16 protein-coding genes are annotated in these 19325 nt (G+C 36.8%); 9 read left to right on the top strand and 7 right to left on the bottom strand.

Annotated elements, in window-relative coordinates; translation table 11 throughout:
- Positions 1-78: 78 nt before the first annotated feature.
- Complete coding sequence (locus A6M55_RS00730; protein WP_082892883.1) at positions 79-2772, bottom strand: T9SS type A sorting domain-containing protein; 2694 nt, start codon at positions 2770-2772, stop codon at positions 79-81.
- Between the two features lie 260 nt (positions 2773-3032).
- Here A6M55_RS00730 and A6M55_RS00725 point away from each other — a divergent pair, with 260 nt between their 5' ends.
- The 4 genes from A6M55_RS00725 to A6M55_RS00710 all read left to right on the top strand — a co-directional run bounded on the left by A6M55_RS00725 (position 3033) and on the right by A6M55_RS00710 (position 7694).
- A complete protein-coding gene (locus A6M55_RS00725; RefSeq protein ID WP_064196131.1) occupies positions 3033-4943 on the top strand; it encodes an ATP-dependent DNA helicase RecQ in 1911 nt (636 codons plus the stop codon).
- A gap of 127 nt (positions 4944-5070) precedes the next feature.
- The gene (gene moaC, locus A6M55_RS00720) at positions 5071-5553 is read left to right on the top strand and encodes a cyclic pyranopterin monophosphate synthase MoaC (protein WP_015029146.1); all 483 of its coding nucleotides are present in this window, start codon (positions 5071-5073) and stop codon (positions 5551-5553) included.
- Positions 5550-6110, top strand: a complete 561-nt coding sequence (locus A6M55_RS00715) for an NTP transferase domain-containing protein (RefSeq protein WP_082892882.1) — start codon at positions 5550-5552, stop codon at positions 6108-6110. Before moaC ends, A6M55_RS00715 begins: the two co-directional genes overlap by 4 nt.
- Before the next feature lie 222 nt (positions 6111-6332).
- The gene (locus A6M55_RS00710) at positions 6333-7694 is read left to right on the top strand and encodes a gliding motility-associated C-terminal domain-containing protein (RefSeq protein WP_064196129.1); all 1362 of its coding nucleotides are present in this window, start codon (positions 6333-6335) and stop codon (positions 7692-7694) included.
- On the opposite strand, the gene A6M55_RS00705 is transcribed toward A6M55_RS00710, so the two are convergent.
- From A6M55_RS00705 to A6M55_RS00695, 3 genes are read right to left on the bottom strand one after another with little or no spacing between them, the layout of a single operon-like run.
- Complete coding sequence (locus tag A6M55_RS00705) at positions 7695-8120, bottom strand: molybdenum cofactor biosynthesis protein MoaE (protein ID WP_015029143.1); 426 nt, start codon at positions 8118-8120, stop codon at positions 7695-7697.
- Between the two features lie 41 nt (positions 8121-8161).
- Positions 8162-9079 carry a hypothetical protein gene (locus tag A6M55_RS00700; RefSeq protein WP_082892881.1) on the bottom strand — a complete coding sequence of 306 codons (918 nt, stop codon included), beginning with the start codon at positions 9077-9079 and terminating at the stop codon, positions 8162-8164.
- A gap of 27 nt (positions 9080-9106) precedes the next feature.
- Positions 9107-9970 (bottom strand): DUF58 domain-containing protein, encoded by an 864-nt coding sequence (locus tag A6M55_RS00695; protein WP_015029141.1) that lies wholly within the window; start codon positions 9968-9970, stop codon positions 9107-9109.
- Between the two features lie 59 nt (positions 9971-10029).
- Between A6M55_RS00695 and A6M55_RS00690 the strand changes: the two genes are divergently transcribed.
- Positions 10030-10473, top strand: coding sequence for a DUF4296 domain-containing protein (locus tag A6M55_RS00690; protein WP_015029140.1), 444 nt, complete (start codon positions 10030-10032; stop codon positions 10471-10473).
- A 58-nt stretch (positions 10474-10531) separates the two neighbouring features.
- Complete coding sequence (locus A6M55_RS00685; RefSeq protein ID WP_015029139.1) at positions 10532-11263, top strand: polyprenol monophosphomannose synthase; 732 nt, start codon at positions 10532-10534, stop codon at positions 11261-11263.
- Between the two features lie 119 nt (positions 11264-11382).
- Here A6M55_RS00685 and A6M55_RS00680 read toward each other — a convergent pair whose 3' ends face one another.
- The 3 genes from A6M55_RS00680 to A6M55_RS00670 form a co-directional block, all read right to left on the bottom strand.
- The gene (locus A6M55_RS00680; RefSeq protein ID WP_015029138.1) at positions 11383-13500 is read right to left on the bottom strand and encodes a carboxy terminal-processing peptidase; all 2118 of its coding nucleotides are present in this window, start codon (positions 13498-13500) and stop codon (positions 11383-11385) included.
- A 225-nt stretch (positions 13501-13725) separates the two neighbouring features.
- On the bottom strand, positions 13726-14595 hold the full coding sequence (locus A6M55_RS00675) for a PHB depolymerase family esterase (RefSeq protein ID WP_064196145.1): 870 nt from the start codon (positions 14593-14595) through the stop codon (positions 13726-13728).
- Between the two features lie 22 nt (positions 14596-14617).
- Entirely contained in the window at positions 14618-15370 is a 753-nt protein-coding gene (locus tag A6M55_RS00670; protein ID WP_041693501.1) for a DeoR/GlpR family DNA-binding transcription regulator, read from the bottom strand.
- A gap of 523 nt (positions 15371-15893) precedes the next feature.
- Here A6M55_RS00670 and A6M55_RS00665 point away from each other — a divergent pair.
- From A6M55_RS00665 to A6M55_RS00655, 3 genes are all read left to right on the top strand, one after another.
- Positions 15894-17234, top strand: coding sequence for an APC family permease (locus A6M55_RS00665; protein ID WP_064196128.1), 1341 nt, complete (start codon positions 15894-15896; stop codon positions 17232-17234).
- Positions 17235-17344: 110 nt separating this feature from the next.
- Entirely contained in the window at positions 17345-18283 is a 939-nt protein-coding gene (locus tag A6M55_RS00660) for a carbohydrate kinase family protein (RefSeq protein ID WP_064196127.1), read from the top strand.
- A 43-nt stretch (positions 18284-18326) separates the two neighbouring features.
- Positions 18327-19271 (top strand): N-acetylornithine carbamoyltransferase, encoded by a 945-nt coding sequence (locus tag A6M55_RS00655; RefSeq protein WP_064196126.1) that lies wholly within the window; start codon positions 18327-18329, stop codon positions 19269-19271.
- Positions 19272-19325: the final 54 nt, after the last annotated feature.

Below are 19325 nucleotides of genomic sequence, written 5' to 3'. Positions count from 1 at the left end.
TTTACTGAAACTTTGGGTAAACAAAAAGCCGTAGAAGCTCAAAACAAACTTCTACGGCTAAATGAAGCGATTGATTGATTATTTATTTACTACAAAGCGTTTTACAACAACTCCGTTTTCAGTATATAATCTAACCATATATGTACCCACGGTGAGGTCTCTCAAATCAATTTTCTGATTGAAAGTGTTTACTTCAGGTAAAAACTCTCTTTCCATGACTTTTACCCCCTTCGAACTAAGCACTTCCATTTTAACACGGCCTGGTTTTGCCAAATTTGTTGAAATCAAGATTTCATCTGGACTCGGATTTGGCGTAAGTGTCAGTACTCGTTCAGCACTTTGTTCGGTTGCTAAAACTGGTGGTGGTGGTGGTACTTGAACTTTCAGGTTATCAATAACCCAGCCCCATCCATAAGTTAATTCATCAGCAAATAGTCTAAAACGAATTAAAACTACATCTCCAGCGGCAAAATCACCCGATGAAAGCATTTTAATCGTATGAGTTTTAAATAAAGCTGAAGTTGCCGTTCCTCTCGAATCTGAAGACTGATAAGACTTGCCATCGGCTCCTATAAATGTACCATTAACTCCAGCACTATTGAAAGCTTTTTCCCAGCTAGCATCTCTCGAAGCATCATATCCATCTTCGAATGGTATCCATGATGCACCACCATCATACGACCCTTCAACCACTACGTAATCATAAAAATTAGAATCACCGAATGTAGAACCTGATTCTCCTGGCTCAACCAAAGCTACTTCATCGAAAGTTATTGTTGCCGAATCTACATCTTGTTTTAATTGGATTGGGATTCTCAATAATGCAATCGTATTTGACTGTAAGTCTTCGTTTCCTCCATTTTTATAAGGGTGAGCAGAATGTAAAGCACCATTCGTAAAACCTGTTGGCTGTGCAATACCCCAACCTCCAATACCAGCAATGTCGTCGTTGGCGGTATCAAAAGTATTCGAATAAACTGTTACTGGTGTTTGGGTTTTTAAATCACTTACGATAAACTCATAATAATCGGGTGTTGGTACTACATTCGTACCCGGAGTATTTAAGTAAGCTGGAAGCACCGTCTTATTCTTATTTTTCGACTTATCTATTGCTACAATTCTATAAAGTACACGGTCATTTTGCTTCAATGAACCAAAAGGTGTTTTTGCTAAATAAGAAAAAGCATCATTACGTCCTTGTGAATAAGCTTTATCATCAGTGAGTGGATTATATTTCTTTACACCAAAAGGTTTTTGGTCAACACCATTGAGTTTGTACTCAACATAAACAGTATCAATACCATGCTCGAAGTTATCTTCAATATTAGCAAAAATATCTACTAAGCCATTGGTTGGCACCACTGTTGGCGGGTTTGTCGTTACAAAAGGTGCGGTTACGTCAGCATTACCTACACTAAAACCATAATATCCTTTTGTCGGAGCTTCAGCAGGTGCTGTATTTTTACGCTTATAATCATCTTCAACCACTAAATAGTATCTAATAATTGAAGGTGTTTTCGTAATTGGTACATCCACAGAGTAGTCGTTTGTATTGCCAATCCTTACTAAATTCAATGGCTTTGCATTAGTCATTAAGGTATCATTTTCTGTATAAAATACCTTTGCCGAGCCAGCCACTAAAGTCGTATCACTCGTAATTGTAGCCTTGATTGTTACCTTACTAACTGTATTCTCAATATTTTTTACTCTTGTATGCAAAAGTGAGGTGCCTTTCCAACCCATATCGGCAAAAATACCTTTGACAATCGGGCCTGGGTCTCTGATAATCTCACGCAAACTTGCAGAGGCAGTCATCAATGAGTTTGGATTACCTGATGGATACGTTGCGTCATTTACGTGTGAAATACTTGAACCTGCTTGGTAAGTATTTGGAGCATAGATTTTCGCTTTTACTCCATTATTTGAATTTGTTGCAGTAGGACTATTATAAAACAAGTTGTCGCTTGTCATTTGGTCTTTTAAAGGAACTGACGGATTAGCGAAATTGGCAGTATTAATCAGCAACTGTGCAGTACCGTTCTCTACAAAATGGTCATACACAAAAGGAGAACCCGTACCGAAGCCCCATTGTCCATTCGTACTATTCACACGAAGAGAGGCGGTAAAACCAAGTCCATGACATAGTTCGTGTAAAACAACCGAAGTGAAGTCAAACTGATTCGCACCCGGAGCCGCTGTTCCTAAATACCATGGTGCAGAACTATTAAATTCTGCTGTAATATCTGGGTCATTTATTGAGTTAAGTTCCTGCCCAGCTATTTTTTCCGCCAAGGCAATCGGATACCAAGTATTGTAACGTTGTTGACCAGGAAAGTTTCGAGTAAAATCAGCTGGAGAAGCCTGCCCTAAGATTGTCCCCCCAGTATTTCCACTATCAATAGCCCTCCAAGTAGCCGTAATTCGAATAGGAACAGGAGAACTAATTAAATTTGCCCAAATATCTACCGCCGCTTGAAATGCTCTTTGTGCAGCAGGAGAAAAACCATTATATGTTACGATAAATGTAGTTTTAGCAGCAGCGGCTCCACGAGCTTTCTGACCTTTAAGAGCTTCTTCTACTTCTTTAGCCATTGGCACAAAAGTGTTGGCATCTTCAAAAATACCAGGGCAAACAATCATTTTACCCTTCATAAATTCAATTTTATCAGGGTTTGATGGACTTATATCATTGTGGCGTGGTTTAGCCTTTGTTTGGGCAAAAACTGACATTACCATTAATAATAGTAAGACAGATAGGTAAATTTTTCTCATAATTTTAAACGTTAATCTTCTGATTTGTCAGGCTCTCTTAAATATACGTAAACCAAGGTAATAGGGTTGCTCTTTAAATATTTTACAATATATCAATTCTAACGTAATTTCTAATACTTTTGTTGAGTGATTATATGTAAATAACGATGAAATCATTGATTGTGTCGGCTTGTAGTAATTAAGAAAATCAAAAATTTCACACACTTCAACTTACTACACTTTTATCTTTGTAGTCAAAGACGAAGTTTTTGTATTTAGCGATGCAGACCCCATTAGAAATATTAAAAGAATACTGGCAATACGATACTTTCCGACCTTTACAAGAAGATATTATCAATTCTGTTTTAGCGAAGAAAGATACACTTGCCTTGATGCCTACTGGCGGGGGAAAATCTATTTGCTTTCAAGTACCTGCCTTGGCCATGGAGGGTGTTTGTATTGTCATCACACCTTTGGTGGCACTCATGAAAGACCAAGTAGAGCAGCTACGTAAACGAGGTGTAAAAGCCGCTGCCATTTATTCGGGTATGCACCGAAACGAAATCGACTATACTCTTGATAATTTTGTTTATGGCGATTTTAAATTCTTGTATGTTTCGCCCGAACGATTGCTGACCGAAATCATGCAGGTTCGAACGAAACTCATGAAAGTATGCCTACTTGTGATTGATGAGGCTCATTGTATTTCACAGTGGGGGTATGACTTCCGCCCACCCTACCTAAAGATTCCAGAATTCAGAAAGTTTACGGGTAACGCACCAACCATTGCACTCACAGCTACTGCAACTAAAGAGGCTCAACAAGACATCATTGAAAAACTATCCCTTAAAAATCCACAAGTTTTTCAACAAAGTTTTGCCCGACCAAATATCTCTTATTCAGTCTTTTGTGAAGAAAGTAAGGAGAAAAAACTCTTTGAAATTCTACAAAAAGTACAAGGAACAGCCATCGTTTACGTACGTAGTAGGCGTCGTACAAAAGAAATTTCTGACTGGCTCAATAGAAATCGAATAAGTACTGATTATTACCACGCAGGGCTCTCAACACCCGAACGCTTCAAAAAACAAGAAGCTTGGATAAGTAATCAAACACGGGTGATAGTGGCAACTAATGCTTTTGGTATGGGCATTGACAAACCAGATGTTCGAGTAGTAATTCATCTCGACCTACCCGAAACGCTTGAGGCCTATTATCAAGAAGCGGGCCGTGGCGGAAGAGACGGTAAAAAAGCTTTTGCGGTATTACTTTATACAAGAGGCGATTTAGATGACGTTGCTAAACAGGTAGAACAAAAATATCCACCCATTGAAAACATAAAAAGGGTGTATCAGGCTTTGGCAAACTATTTCCGTCTGGCAGTTGGCGGTGAAAACTTCGAAAGCTACGATTTTGATTTCCAAGATTTTGTCAGCACTTTCGGATTGCCCGCTCATGAAACACATAATGAGCTTAAAGTTTTACAAGATGAAGGGCTCATTCAATTGAGCGATGCCTACTTTAGTCCATCGAAAATATCATTTACGGTTGATAACCACGAATTATATAAATTTCAGATAAAAACACCTAGTTACGATAAGTTTATTAAAACATTGCTTCGCATTTATGGCGGTGATTTGTTTGCAAGCTATGTGAGCATTTCTGAAGCTACCATCGGAAAATATTTCTTTGGAAGTGCCGCCGAAATCGAAAAAATGTTGGACTATTTGCATCAGGTAGGTATTATCACTTATCAGAAACAAAAGACTATTCCACAACTAACCTTTCTTACTGCTCGACAAGATGCGAAGCACTTAGCTATCAATGTGACAGAAATTCAACGTCGTAAACAAAGAGATTTAGAAAAAGTAGCTGCGGTGGTGCGTTTTGTAGAAGATAGGCGTCGATGCCGACAACAAATGTTACAAGAGTATTTCAATGAATTTACGAACTACACTTGTGGTATCTGTGATAATTGTTTGAAGCAAAAAAAGCAAGAAGGGCCTGTTCCGATAGAAGTTTACGCAAAATATCGACAAAAAATTTTAGATATTATTCCAGCACCAGTCAATCAAATTGTTGATTATCAGTTTTTTAATAATAAAGATTTTGTAAAAGAAGTAATCAGAAAAATGATTGAAAACGAAGAAATTAGATTTACAGAATTAGGAATCGTTGAGCGTGTGGGCGTGTAAAACCTTATATCTTCATTCACTGAATAAATTCAGTTTATACAGAACAAGATTGGAGAGTTATTTGTAATTATTAGATTATTAACCTTAAATTTTATATACCTTCAACATCCATTATAAATATAAATAAATGTCAAACTTTACACATATAGATGCGGCGGGAAATCCTTCGATGGTTGACGTAGGCGAAAAAGCTATTACCCGCCGAACAGCCAAGGCTCGAAGCATAGTAGTTTTAGATGATGCCATTTTAGAAAGGCTTACCAACGAAGAAATTCATACAAAAAAAGGCCCAGTATTTCAAACCGCAATCATTGCAGGTGTGATGGCAGCAAAAAAAACTGGCGATTTAATTCCACTTTGCCACCCTCTTGGCCTTGAAAACTGTCAAATTCATATTTCTGTCAATGAAAAAAAAGAGGTGGTTATTGAATGTACAGCCTCTCTAACGGGTAAAACAGGCATAGAAATGGAAGCTTTAACGGGAGCGAGTGTGGCGGCATTGACCATTTATGATATGTGTAAGGCGTTTTCTCACAATATTATTATCAAAGAAACACGTTTGATTGAAAAAACTGGCGGCAAAAAAGATTTTAAATTAGAAGAAAATTGAAAGGGCTCATACTCATTGGTGGAAGAAGCTCTCGTATGGGAACCGATAAAGGTTTGCTTGAATATCATGGCAAACCTCAACGAGAATATCTATTAGAACTAGCCAAAAAATATTGTAGCGAAGTATATTATTCTTGCCGAGTCGAACAAGTTTTTTCTCAAAATACCATCATCGATGAATACCAGTTAGGGCCCATGGGAGGAATACTATCGGCCTTCGAAAAGGATTCACAAACAGCATGGCTCGTGATGGCCTGTGATATGCCTTTTCTCAATCAAAAATCCTTTGAATTACTTATTAACCATAGGAATCCTAATAAGATAGCAACCGCTTTCTTCAACCCAGCGACTAATGCACCTGATCCACTCTTTACAATTTACGAACCACAGGCTTATCCACTGCTAATTGCTTACACACAAACGGGAGCCCAAAGCCCCAAAAACTTTCTTCTAAATAATTCCATCACTACTATTCACTTGCCTGATTCCACATTTCTTACTAATGCCAATACACCAGAAGAATTTAAGCAAGTAAAAAACCATTTGACCAAAGAATAGTTATTTATTGTGCTTGTTTAGCGTATTTATTATCAGAAATATAAAATACCTTCGTAATTAAAAATGATGGCACGCAGATTAAACTAATTTTCGCTAAAAATGCAATAAAATTTACAAAAATTAGCATTAGGAAATCTGTGCTATCTGCGGTTCAAAAATTTATAACAACAAATTTTTATTTTAACCTATTTAAACTAACCTATCTTTGCCCATTTAGGCAGAATGAAACGAAAATATTTATATATAGTTTGGGTAATCTTACTATCCATTAAAAGCTTGGCTCAAAACAACGACCAATGCTATGGACCAAATATTGGTTCGGGGTCGCTTAATGCTAAGATAATGATTGGTTGTGTGCCATTTACTGTAGAAATCAGTAAAAATGATAGTGTTGCTACTGGACATAAGTTTATCTATGATTATAAAGGCGGCCCGCCAATAAGCCCCACTGAAGTACCTACTTTTACATATTCTGCCCCCGGTGCTTATAAATTAATGCAAATTACTTATCGGAAAGAAGATGGTAAAGAACTCCGTGTATGTGGAGTGGTAACAGTACTTGACACGAACAAGCTTATTCTTAGACCTAAAATTTGTGATAAAAAAGTTAGTCTCGAAATCATTGATAATAAAAAGCCAGGTACACTTCCTTATGACTATTGCTTGATTAATTGGGGCGATGGAAATCCAGTTGAAAAGATAAAACTACCTACTACGGTTATCTCACACACTTACACTAATACCAATGATAGAAAAGTAAGTGTTGAGGCTCACTATGAAGTTGAGTTTTGTACTAAACAAAGCGTAGTAGATATTATATTCCCGAAGAGTACTCAACCACAAATAAATTTACTCGAAAAAACTAGCCCTGAAAGTTACAGCCTTACGTTCAATAATGTATCGGGGGAAGATGTGAAAGTTTTGGGGAATAATTCACTCATAACGGCCAAATCTGGAGAATTAGGTACTCAGACAATTACTTTCAAGAATTCGGCAAAAAACGTGTGCTATTCTATTAAACTCGAAAATAATTGTTTCCCAAACAACATATCGAAGGAAATTTGTGATATTGATTTTGAGGTGACTCCTACCGAAAACTCCAATGATTTACGCTGGCAAGAAGCTAAACCAGCAGTGATTAAAGATTTTATGGTACTAAAAAATGAAAGTATTCAATTGCCCTATGGAGAGTTGAGCTATTCAGATACAACAATTAAATGTAACCAAGAAAATTGCTATCAAATAAAATTCACTTCCAACGAAACTGCTTTCATTTCGAATAAGATTTGTCTTAAAAATACGCTTAAACCTTGTCTATCAAGTATTTTTATTTTTATACCATTAGCTTTTTCACCAAATAATGATGGTATCAATGATACTTTTTCGATTTTTGGTGACGATGAAAAGCTTATCAGTTTTAGTATCTATGACCAAAAAGGTAAACTAATTACCACCTTTACGAGTATCAAAGACACTTGGAATGGAGAAAATTATCTATCAGGAACTTATCCTTATCGACTTATAACCAAGAGTCAAGGGAATGAGAAAAATGAGATTATTGGTAAAATTACCCTACTTAGATAATTATGGCGTAGCAGAAACCCATACTTCACCATCTTCAAAAATTTCTTTTTTCCAAATAGGCACCGTTTCTTTGAGTGTGTCAATAGCATATTCGCAAGCATCAAATGCAGCTCCACGATGAGCAGCAGCGGCAGCAATAACCACAGGAACTTCTCCTATGCCTAAGCTACCTACTCGATGATAAATAGCGATTTTTTTTAAAGAAAACTTTTCAACGGCTTGCTCCGCAATTTTTCGCATTTCTGAAATAGCCATTGGTTCATACGCTTCAAAATCGAGCCTCAATACACGTTTTCCTTTGGTCTGATTTCTTACCGTACCTACAAAAGTTACAATGCCACCCGAATCATCAGTTTTAACAAAATCAAGGCATGCTTGTTCATTGAGCGTGGTATCTGATAATATAATTTCGATTAATTGAGCCATGGTTTAATTAGATTGATAAAACCTTCAAAAACTTTTTAGAATTATAAACTTGTAGCAAGTTCTTCTCTACGTTTTTTGTAAAGTTCAGTAGCTTTTTCGAGCAAAACATTCATGGCAAAAGGCATTTGTGTGGATAAAATTCCACCATAAATGGCACTATCTACCTCTTTAAGAGCTTCTTCTAAACGCTCACTCGGCAAACGCAAAATAATTTCTTTGGTTGTATAAGAAGTATAAGGGCGTTTTTCAAGCCATTCTAAGTGAGTTTTCCATAAAACTAATGCCTTTCCAATGGTTACATCATCCAAAGTAGCTCGGCTAAGTTTTTTATAGTTAGCCTGAAAATCCTTATGTCGGCGACTAAATAAAAATAACTTATACTGTTTGCGAATATACCTACCAAATAAAGCATAAATCAACAAGACCAGTCCCAAAATCCCCAATAAGTAAGTAAAAATTTGCGGATAATTCACTTGCTGTGAAAGAGCCATCAGATTTGTTTGCGGTTTTACTTGCAGTGAATCAACACCCGTTTTTATCATTTCTTTTAAAAAAACCGAGTCTGGCTGCGAAAAAACCGCCGTACAATCTCGCTTAGTAAGTAAATAAACGGGTAAACTCAACTTTTGGGTTTTGGTAATATCAAAGGTTACCAAGGTATAAACCACACTATCAACACTCACACCATTGGTGGTAGAGGTTTGAAAGATATTTCGTCGGATTATCTCAAAAGGATAAAAATTATAGGTTGTATCAGGAAAGAAAACTTCTGCGGCAGGATTATGATGAAAACTTAATGTATAATCAATGGGGCGTCCGAGCTCAATACTATCAGTCTGGAATTTCCCGACTGGTTTTTGAGCATAACAGATTTCACTAAAAAACAAGCCAACTATTAGCAAATAGCTGATAATCTTAGCAAAAATTAACTGATTTTTATAGAGATTTTTAATTGACATTGATTAATTATCGAACTTTCTGAGTGGCTATTTTCTTACCCTAAATAATTGAATAAGTTTGGGCACATAATCTTCCCTCGAATCGATTGCCACATAATTAGCATTGTGTTGTTTACAAAGCGTCTCCAAACGCTTTTGATTATCTTCAAAGACTTCCCGCATTTCTCGCTTAAAAGAAGGAGAAGAAGTATTTAACCAAACCGTACGTTTTGACTCTTTATCTAATACCGGAATAATTCCGAGGCTTGGTAGTTTTATTTCTCTTTGGTCATAGACATGCACCACTACTAAATCATGTTTTCGGGCTAAAGCTTTAAGATTATGCTCATAGTCTTTATCCAAAAAATCTGAAATCATAATCACTACACTTTTTCTACGGAGCATATTTAAGGCAAAACCAATGGCCGCAGGAATATTGGTTTTCTGCGAAATTGGCTTCATTTTAAACAAGCTTAATATCAGCTCATAGCCATGCTTCATGCCATTTGTTGGCTTGAAATAAAGCTCTTTTTGGTCTGAAAAACAATACAAACCCACATGACCAGCCTCTTTAATAGCCGAAAGTGCCAATACTCCACAAATTTCTTTGGCAGTATCTATTTTTAATCGCCCACTGTTTCCCACCTCTTGTGAACTACTCACATCGAGCATGAAAAACACGGTTTGTTCTTTTTCCTCTTTGAAAATCTTCACGTACGCACCATCGCCTTTGGCAGTGGTAATCCAATCAATCGTCCGAACATCATCACCATATTGATAAGTACGCAAATCGCTAAACTCCAAGCCAGAGCCTTTAAAAACCGAGCGATAGTTTCCGTGCATGTGCCCATTCACGGCTTTTCGGATTTTAATCTCATACTTATTCAGTTTTGAAATGATGCTTTCTACCATTTTTTCAACACTAATGCTTATTTTTAGCTATAAAAACGTCAATTAAGAAAATTTAACTTATGGACTTTCTCAGATTTTTCCGTAATTTGTTGGAAGAAATTCTTTTGAGAAAAATTCGTTATTTCGAAAACGAAGATAAACCGAAAATGCTGACAAAAAAAATATTCTTACTTTTAGGCACTATTTTGATATTATTGGGCTGTAATAATCAGCCAAGTAAGCCCAAAGATGCCATTGACGAAGCTACTATGGCCAAAATATTAGCCGAAATTCATATTACCGAAGCACGCGTAAGTAGGTTATCGTTTCAAGCCTATGATTCGACCAAGGTTGTTTATAAATTTTATGAGCAACAAATTATGGCGAAATATAAAACCGATACCGCCCGTTATAGAGCAAGTTATAATTATTATGTAACCAACCCCGAACAAATGACTAAGCTTTATGAGCAGGTAATTAAAAACATTGAAGAATTGAAGAAAAAGAAAAAATTGGCTTATTGACATATACATCTTATCCAAGCTAAAACTCATCAGATAAAATAAACCTATTTAATTTATTTTGAAAGAAAATATTGTAATAATACCGACCTACAACGAAATCGAAAATATAGAGGCCATTATTCGTAAAGTATTTAGCCTCAGTGAATTCTTTGATGTGTTGATAATTGATGATGGCTCTCCTGATGGTACTGGAATGAAAGTAAAAGAACTTCAAGCCGAATTCGTGGGTACCCTTCATCTCATCGAACGCAGCGGAAAATTAGGTTTGGGCACCGCCTATATTCATGGATTTAAGTGGGCATTAGAAAATAAGTATCAGTATATTTATGAAATGGACGCCGACTTCTCGCACAATCCAGAAGATTTGGTGCGTCTCTTCAATGCCTGTAAAATAGAAAACTTTGATGTAGCCATTGGTTCTCGCTACATCAAAGGTGTAAACGTAGTAAACTGGCCCATTGGCCGCGTACTGATGTCTTATTTTGCGGGAGTATATGTACGCCTGATTACAGGCATGGAAATCATGGACCCTACGGGTGGATTTATTTGTTATAAAAGAGAAGTTTTGCAAACCATTCCACTCGATAAAATTACCTTCATTGGCTATGCCTTTCAGATTGAGATGAAGTTTAATGCTTTTCTCTATAAGTTTAATATCACCGAAGTACCGATTATCTTTACTGACCGCACTAAAGGTGTTTCGAAGATGTCAACCAAAATTTTCAGAGAAGCCATTTTTGGAGTAATTCTCATGAAAATCTGGAGCTGGTTTAAAACTTTTAAAAGATAGTTTATGGTCGATTATCTAGAAGTTATATAGATAACTTCTGACGTATTTTGAATAATAAAAATCCCTCGTAAAACTCAATTTACGAGGGATTTTTATTATTTCATGAATTAAACCTTTGATTAATTCTTCATTGCCATGCCTTTTTGTTCGATAACATCATTCATCACATTTACTGTTTCGCCCAAATAGACATCTTTTTTCAAATATTTAATCCAAAAATCATTGCGGTCTTTTTTCAATGAATCAGTATTAATTACTGCCAAATCACTCGCTAAATTCGCTACAGCCAAATCATCTTTCAACTGCGTGAGATTACGCACTTTTGTAGAAATATCTCTGACTTCTTTCTGCTGAGCTTTATACTTTTGAATTTCTAAAGAGCGGGAAGTCCTGCGGTTATCGGCCAAAATATTAGTATTTTCTTTGATTTGATTGAAAACATCGTTGGTAGAAAGACGCTCGGCATTTTTTTGTTTCAAAGCAGCTAAATCTGGGGCGTAAGTCCAAGATTGGTAATTTGCTTTAGGCATTTCGTCCCATACAAGAGCATTCGGACTATCTTTTTCACGAATTTTATAAGCTTCATATAAGCCTGGTAAAACTATATCCGATTCAACTCCTTTCAACTGCGTCGCACCACCATCTACTCGGTAGTATTTTTGGAGAGTCAGGTGAACCGAGCCTAAATCGCCCGCACCACTTCCACTTATATTGCCACCTACCGGGAAAGCTCGCTGTACTGTACCTTTACCAAAGGTAGAAGTCGAACCAACAACTACACCACGCTTATAATCTTGAATAGCCGAAGCGAAAATCTCTGATGCAGAAGCACTTCTCTCATTCACCATTACTACTAAAGGACCATCATAAAGTACAGAAGGGTCACTATCACCCATTTGTGATGGGCGTCCAGAACGGTCACGAATTTGTACAACTGGCCCAGTTTTAATGAATAAACCCACCATATTTACCACTTCTTGTAAGCTACCACCACCATTATCTCTAATATCGAGAATGATTCCATCTACTCCTTCTGCCTTGAGGCGTGTTACTTCTTTGGCAACATCTTGTGAACAACGAGCTGCTTGAGGGCGTTGGAAATCGGCATAAAAAGCTGGTAAATCAATTAACCCAATTTTATGCTTTCCGCTATTAATAATTACACTACGAGCGAAGGTTTCGTCTAATTTCAATTCCGCACGAATCAATGAAACAGTTTTTAGAGTTCCATCGGGCTTCTGTACAGTAATTTTCACCTCTGTTCCTTCAGCACCTCTAATTAGCTTCACAGCATCATCGGTAGTATAACCAGTAACATCTTCAGCTTCGCCAGTGGCTTGAGCAACTTTCACAATAAAATCATTCGCTTGAATTTCACCCGATTTCCAAGCAGGGCCACCTGTCGTAACACTTCTAATTTTTATTTTGTCATCTTCTTGTTGTAAAAGTGCTCCAATACCAAAGAAACGACCACTCAAACGCTCATCGAAAGAACGTTTTTCTACTGGAGCAAAGAAATCGGTATGAGGGTCCATTTCGTTGGTAATTGTTGTAACCAACATCGCAAAGCGTTGATTTTCGTCAAATTTATTGCGTAAACGGTCGAAGTATTTATCCATGGCTTTTTTCACCTTCGCACGAGCTTCTTTTTCTAACTCTTGGTCAGATTTCACCACAAAATCCTTTTTATCTTTATTTTTCTCTTGCTGCTCTTGTGCTTCCAAATAGCGGTCGAGTGTTTGCCATTTAAGGTACTTTCTCCAACGTTCTTTTCGTTCTGAATCATTCGATGGAAAATCTACTTTATCTGCATCAAACTCTATGGCTTCATCTTTTGTAAAGTCAAATGGTTTTTCGATATTTTGTTTATAGATTTCTTCAGCCTCAGCAATTCTAATTTTGTAGATTTCGTCAGAAGCAGCAAAGAAAGTCAGCGGCGAACCATGAATTTCGTCGTCAATGGTTGTTTCAAACTTTTTTAGTTTTGAAATATCTTTCTCTAATAAAATACGCTTACTTGGGTCTAAACGTTTTAGATACTCATTGAAGATTTCCTTTGAAAAATTATCATCAATTTTTTTAGGGCTATAATGTCCTTGTTCGAGCATAGCCCCAACGTATCTCAAAATTGTTTCATTTTTACTGGGTGGGTCATCATTGAGAGGTGTTGCCGAGATAAAGATTGTCAACAAACTCACGCTCAAAAATGCTATGGAAAACAAATTTGGCTTTTTCATATCACAAACAGGTATTTTAAAATGGATAATGTGCAATTAATCTTAATAGTAAATATTGAAAATCTAAAGAAGGCTTCAATCATTAAGCTGAATTACTTATTCTAAATTAACTAAAAATTAGTTTAGTTAACAACGTTAACACCTCAAATAAATTTTCAGAACTGCACAAATTATGATGAACGGATTTTTTTAGTGGTAAATCAAAATATATCCTTACTTAAAGAATCATTTCATTGCTCTTTTGAAAAACCCCCAAGCTTCAACGTGCACATCAATATCATTTGGATAATCATGCTTTCCATTGATTACTTTTAATAAAGTTACTTCAGGTTTGCGTTTTTTCTTGAAAGTATATTTTTCAATAGTTTTACCATCTTTAGGGTCTGTATCTGGTAAAATTTCTTTTTTTGGAGCACCTTTATAACCCGCTAAATTTGACCAATAAGCGAATGTTCGGTCAGTAGAACGCACAATTCCAAGGCTAATATTATTCCCAATTATCACCTCACCACCCTCATAAGGGTTTGTTTTATCGGCCGTTCCATTTACAATCATTACGGGTATAGCCATTCGTTTTTCTGCACAATCAATATTATTGGTATCGGGCAAATTGGCAATTAAAGCAGTAACAGCTCTAAATTTTTCGGGCATTGTTAAGGCTAATTTATACGCCATGTGTCCGCCACCTGATGTACCTACGGCAAAAACTTGCTTTTCATTAATTTGATAACGTTCTTTAAAATAGTTTATCATTCCTCCGAAAAAATCATTTTCATTGATATTCTCTAAATTGGCAGCAGAATTAGCCGTTTTTCTACACTCATTCCAAAATTTCTTATATCCATCTGGATAAACTAATAGTATATTTTCTATTGGGGCAATTTTTTCTAATTTCTTTGCGGCTGCCCTCATTTGCATGCCAGTTCCCCCCGAGCCATGCATGACAAATACTAAGGAAGCACCTTCTTTAGCAGGTTTGAGAAAATGAAATGTTCGGTAATGCCCTTCCACTAAGAGTGAGTCGTCAGTAACTTGAGCTTGAGCGAAGATTGCAGACAAAGCAAAATAACATACAATAAAAAAAACTTTTTTCATGGTTAAGGTTTGAATATAGGTATTAAATAATTTCAACTCCCTGCTTTTGAAAATCCTTCAAAGCGGAGTCAGTTGGTTTTAGATTCGTAATCATTAAATCTATTTGCTGAAAATTGCAAACTCTGTGAGCTTCTTGCACATTTAGCTTCTCCTCTATTACACAACAAACCGTTTTTTTGGCCGCTTTCATCATATTTTGTTTGATAAGCGACTCTTCATAATGCCTAATGCTCAATCCTTTTTCGTGGTGAACGCCGTTCACTCCCATAAAATAGTAATCGGCATTGATGTGTTCAAGCTGACGAGAAACCTCGCTACCGAGCGTAATTTGATAACGCTTAAAATAAGTACCACCCAATAATATTACATCAATTTTTGGGTGCTCATTTAAAGCCATAGCCAATGGAGTACTATTGGTTATGATGGTAAGCTCAAGCGTTTTGGCCAACTGTTCGGCCATAAAATAATTAGTCGTGCCTCCATCCATGATGATGGTTTGGCGATTTTCGAATAATTTTTGGGCTTTTTTAAACATAATAGATAGCTCTTCGCTACTACTTGCCCCGTTTCTTTTAGTTCCTAAAACCGACAAATATGAATTTGCAACCGCTCCTCCATGTACTTTTTTAAGAAAACCTTTGTCTTCTAATTCAATAATATCCCTACGAATACTATCATACGAAACATCTAAAAACTTACCGAGTTCTACAAAATTAATCTTCTTATCGGTATTAAGTTTTTCAAGTATTAAGCGTTGGCGTTCTTCTTTTAACATAGTCCTTGCAAATATTTGTACAAATATTGCAAAATAATGCAAAATATTTTTGACATTATCAAAAAAGTTTGCATACATTTGCATTATTATTGTTTGAGATTTTAACCTATGATGAAGTATATATGCCTCTGAGAGGTTGTTAGAATATCTGACAACCTTATAGGAGATTTAAAACAAAATTAAAAAAATTTATTAAAGTACTTACCTATTATTACTATTAACACTTACCTAAAAGAAAATATTGTCGTAGTTTTGTTTCATAATTTAAGCCAGAACATATTGTTCGAAGTTTAATTGAGTTTAAAATGGATAGGGTGGTCGGTTGAAAAACTGACCATTTTTTGTTCCATACTATTCTAGAAGGTCTTCAAACTTTATTTTCTTGATTTACTGCTAACTATTTAATCATCAATTAATTACACCTCCCATTTAATTCGTTAGGACAGCCTTAGGCAAAACATCGTTTTGGTTTTTATCGAAAATGCTTATCTTCGTTTTGAAACTAAAGTAAAACTTCGTCCAAATGAACCCTAACTCTCCTAAAGAAGATTCTAACAAACTCCTCAAATTACTTGGTGTTGGCTTCGGCATTGCAGTTACCGTCGGCGGAACAATAGGCACAGGTATTTTACGCAAACCCGGCCCTATTGCAGCAAATCTAGGCGACCCCGCACTCATTATGCTCGTTTGGGCATTGGTAAGTTTATATGCTTTTCTAGGTGTTTTATGTACCATTGAGCTGGGTGTATCGGTGCCACGTGCTGGTGCTTGGTATGTTTATGCACGCCGTGCATTTGGCGACTACGTAGGTTTTGTCACTGGTATTACAAGTTGGCTAGGTACGGTAGCTGCTTTAGGTTTTGGGGCATATACCATGAGCGAATATATTGCTCTTATTTGGCCTAATACCGACCCAATCATTCGCTGGATGGCTATCAGTATTCTTTTTATCTTGATGTGCTTCCACTGGTTAGGTACTAAATCGGCAGGAAAATCACAGGAAATCATGTCATTTCTTAAAGCAGTTGGTTTATTTGCTTTTGTCTTTATGTGTTTTGTTTATGGCGGCGAAGTAAAAACGCAAGAGCTAGTCTCTACCACTCAACGAGTAGCGAAACCCGCTTTATTGACAGGTTTGATAGTGGCTTTACAACAAGTTTTTTATACGTTTGATGGCTGGCATACCGCCGCGTACTTTACAGAAGAGAACACTGACCCTGCCAAAAACCTTCCTAAATCAATGATTAGTGGGGTTTTGGTTGTTATTTCAATCTATCTTTTGGTCAATTTAGCTATTCTTTATATCATGCCAATAGAGGTATTAGCTACCTCAAAATTAGCAGCAGCCGATGCAATCCGATTAATTTTTGGCGAAAAATCTGGTAAAATTGTTACGTTTTTCTTGATGGTATCCATTTTAGGCATGCTAAATGCACAAATTATGTTTGCTCCAAGAGTCATTTACTCAATGAGCAAGGACGGACTATTTCTGAAGCTCGCTCAGAAAGTAAACAGCGGAGGTACACCAGCTTTTGCCATGCCACTTACAGGAATTTGCTCTATTTTATTGATTATCAGTGGAAAAGACACTTGCGAACGCCTCTCAGATATTGCTACATTCTTCTTTGTGATGACCTATGCCGCAGGGTTTGCTTCGGTAATTATGCTTCGTAAAAAAGAACCCAATCTTCCACGCCCCTATAAGGTAATTGGTTATCCTTACATTCCATTTATATTGATAATCATATCAGTTATGTTTCTTATCGGTGCTGTTTATCAAGACCTTAACAGCAGTATGTATGCTTTAGTCTTTTTGATTTTTAGTTACCCACTTTTCCTAATGACAAAAAAAATTAATCTCTAATAATGCTTTTTTAAAGTCAATTTGACTGCTTTAAAGGCACTATTAGAAAATTAATGAGTCAATTTTTATAATTCTTAGTAAATCTTTAATATTTGCAAAAACTTTACCCTATGACACGAAAGTACGCATTATTGGCCGTTGGCGAATTATTAGCCGACTTTATTGGAACTGAACTGGCTGAAGATATTTCAACTACTGATCGTTTTCAGCGTTTTCAAGGGGGAAGCCCTTCAAATTTGGCCGCTAATATGGCACGTTTAGGCAACCCAACAGCTATTGTTTCGTGCGTAGGAAAAGATAGTCTTGGAAAATATTTAATAGCAAAAGTAAAGGAAACTGGTGTTGATATAACTCACGTAGCGATTGATGAACAAGAACCTTCAAGTATTGTTGTCGTGGCTCGCTCAAAGGGTACACCTGATTTTATTGCTTACCGAACAGCAGACCGCATGATTCGTCCAGAACACATTTCTGATGAATTATTGAGCGAAAGTGCCGTTTTTCATACGACTTGCTTTGCCTTGAGTCAGAATCCAGCCCAAAGCACTATCGTAGAAGCTGCTCAAAGAGCTAATAAACTGGGTTGTCAACTAAGTATCGACCTAAACTATGCTCCGAGTATTTGGCCAGACCGCAACGAAGCTATGCAAATAATTGCGGCCTACCTAAAAAACGGAGCTTTGGCTAAAATGAGCGAAGATGATGCCGAACGCTTATATGGACGTGTAATAGAACCCCAAGAAGCAATTGCCGATTTGCACCGAATGGGGGCATCTGTTGTATGTTTTACGATGGGTGGCCGTGGAAGTATTATTTCATACGAAAACGGCAAACAAAAACTCGAAATGGCCGCTCGAAAAATTGAAGTAGTTGATGCTACTGGTGCGGGAGACTCATACTGGTCAGGCTTCTTAACTGCTTTCTTAGAAGGCAAAGATATTGAAACTTGTGCCAACGCAGGTGCAAACATTGCAGTATTGAAACTTACTACAATGGGGCCACTTCCAGCTAAAGTAAACAGAGAAATTTTATATACGCCTACTCCTTAAGGAGCATTATTTTACCCTAAATTAGGGCATACCAAAGAAAAGAATGAAGCATTTTATCTCTTTGCACGATGTACAAAACGTGCAGGAATTAGTACAGGAAGGTATCAGACAAAAAGCTAACCGTTTCGCTGACCAAGAGCTCGGAAAAAACAAAACCATTGGTTTGATTTTTTTCAACCAAAGTCTCCGTACACGTTTAAGTACACAAAAAGCTGCCGAAAACCTCGGAATGAAAGTCTTAACCATGAATGTGGGACAAGACAGCTGGCAGCTTGAAATGGAAGACGGAGTGGTTATGAACGGTGATAAAGCCGAGCATGTAAAAGAAGCAGCGGCCGTTATTGGAAGTTATTGTGATATTATTGCTGTGCGAGCATTTGCTGGTTTAAAAGACCGTGATGCTGATTATCAAGAGATAGTAATGGAAAAATTCCGTCAGTATTCGGGCGTGCCAATCATAAATTTAGAGTCAGCAACTCGTCATCCATGCCAATCTTTAGCTGATTTAATTACAATTGAGGAGGTAAAGAAAACTGCACGTCCAAAAGTTGTACTTACATGGTTGCCGCATTTCAAGCCACTTCCACAAGCAGTGGCCAATTCATTTGCTGAATGGGTAAACCAAACAGATTATGAGTTTATTATTACTCATCCGAAAGGCTATGATTTAGCTCCAGAGATGGTTGGTAATGCCAAAGTAATCTATGACCAAGACGAAGCCCTCAAAGGAGCTGATTTTGTCTATGGTAAAAACTGGTCGTCATATACACATTATGGACAAGTGCTTTCAACTGACCCTTCTTGGATGATTACGCAAGAAAAAATGGCACTCACCAATAACGGTATATTTATGCACTGTTTACCAGTAAGAAGAAATCTAAAAGTAAGTGACTACGTGCTTGATAACCAATCAGTTGTAGTACAACAAGCCGCCAATCGTGAATGGTCGGCCCAAGCTGTACTGAAAACGATTTTGACCAATATGTAATAGTTTTTATTAGTCATCCCGAAATTAGTTAGAGAAATGAATCATTTCTCTAAC

It is taken from the genome of Emticicia sp. MM, assembly GCF_001649495.1.
This window is presented reverse-complemented; position numbering and strand designations above follow the sequence as displayed.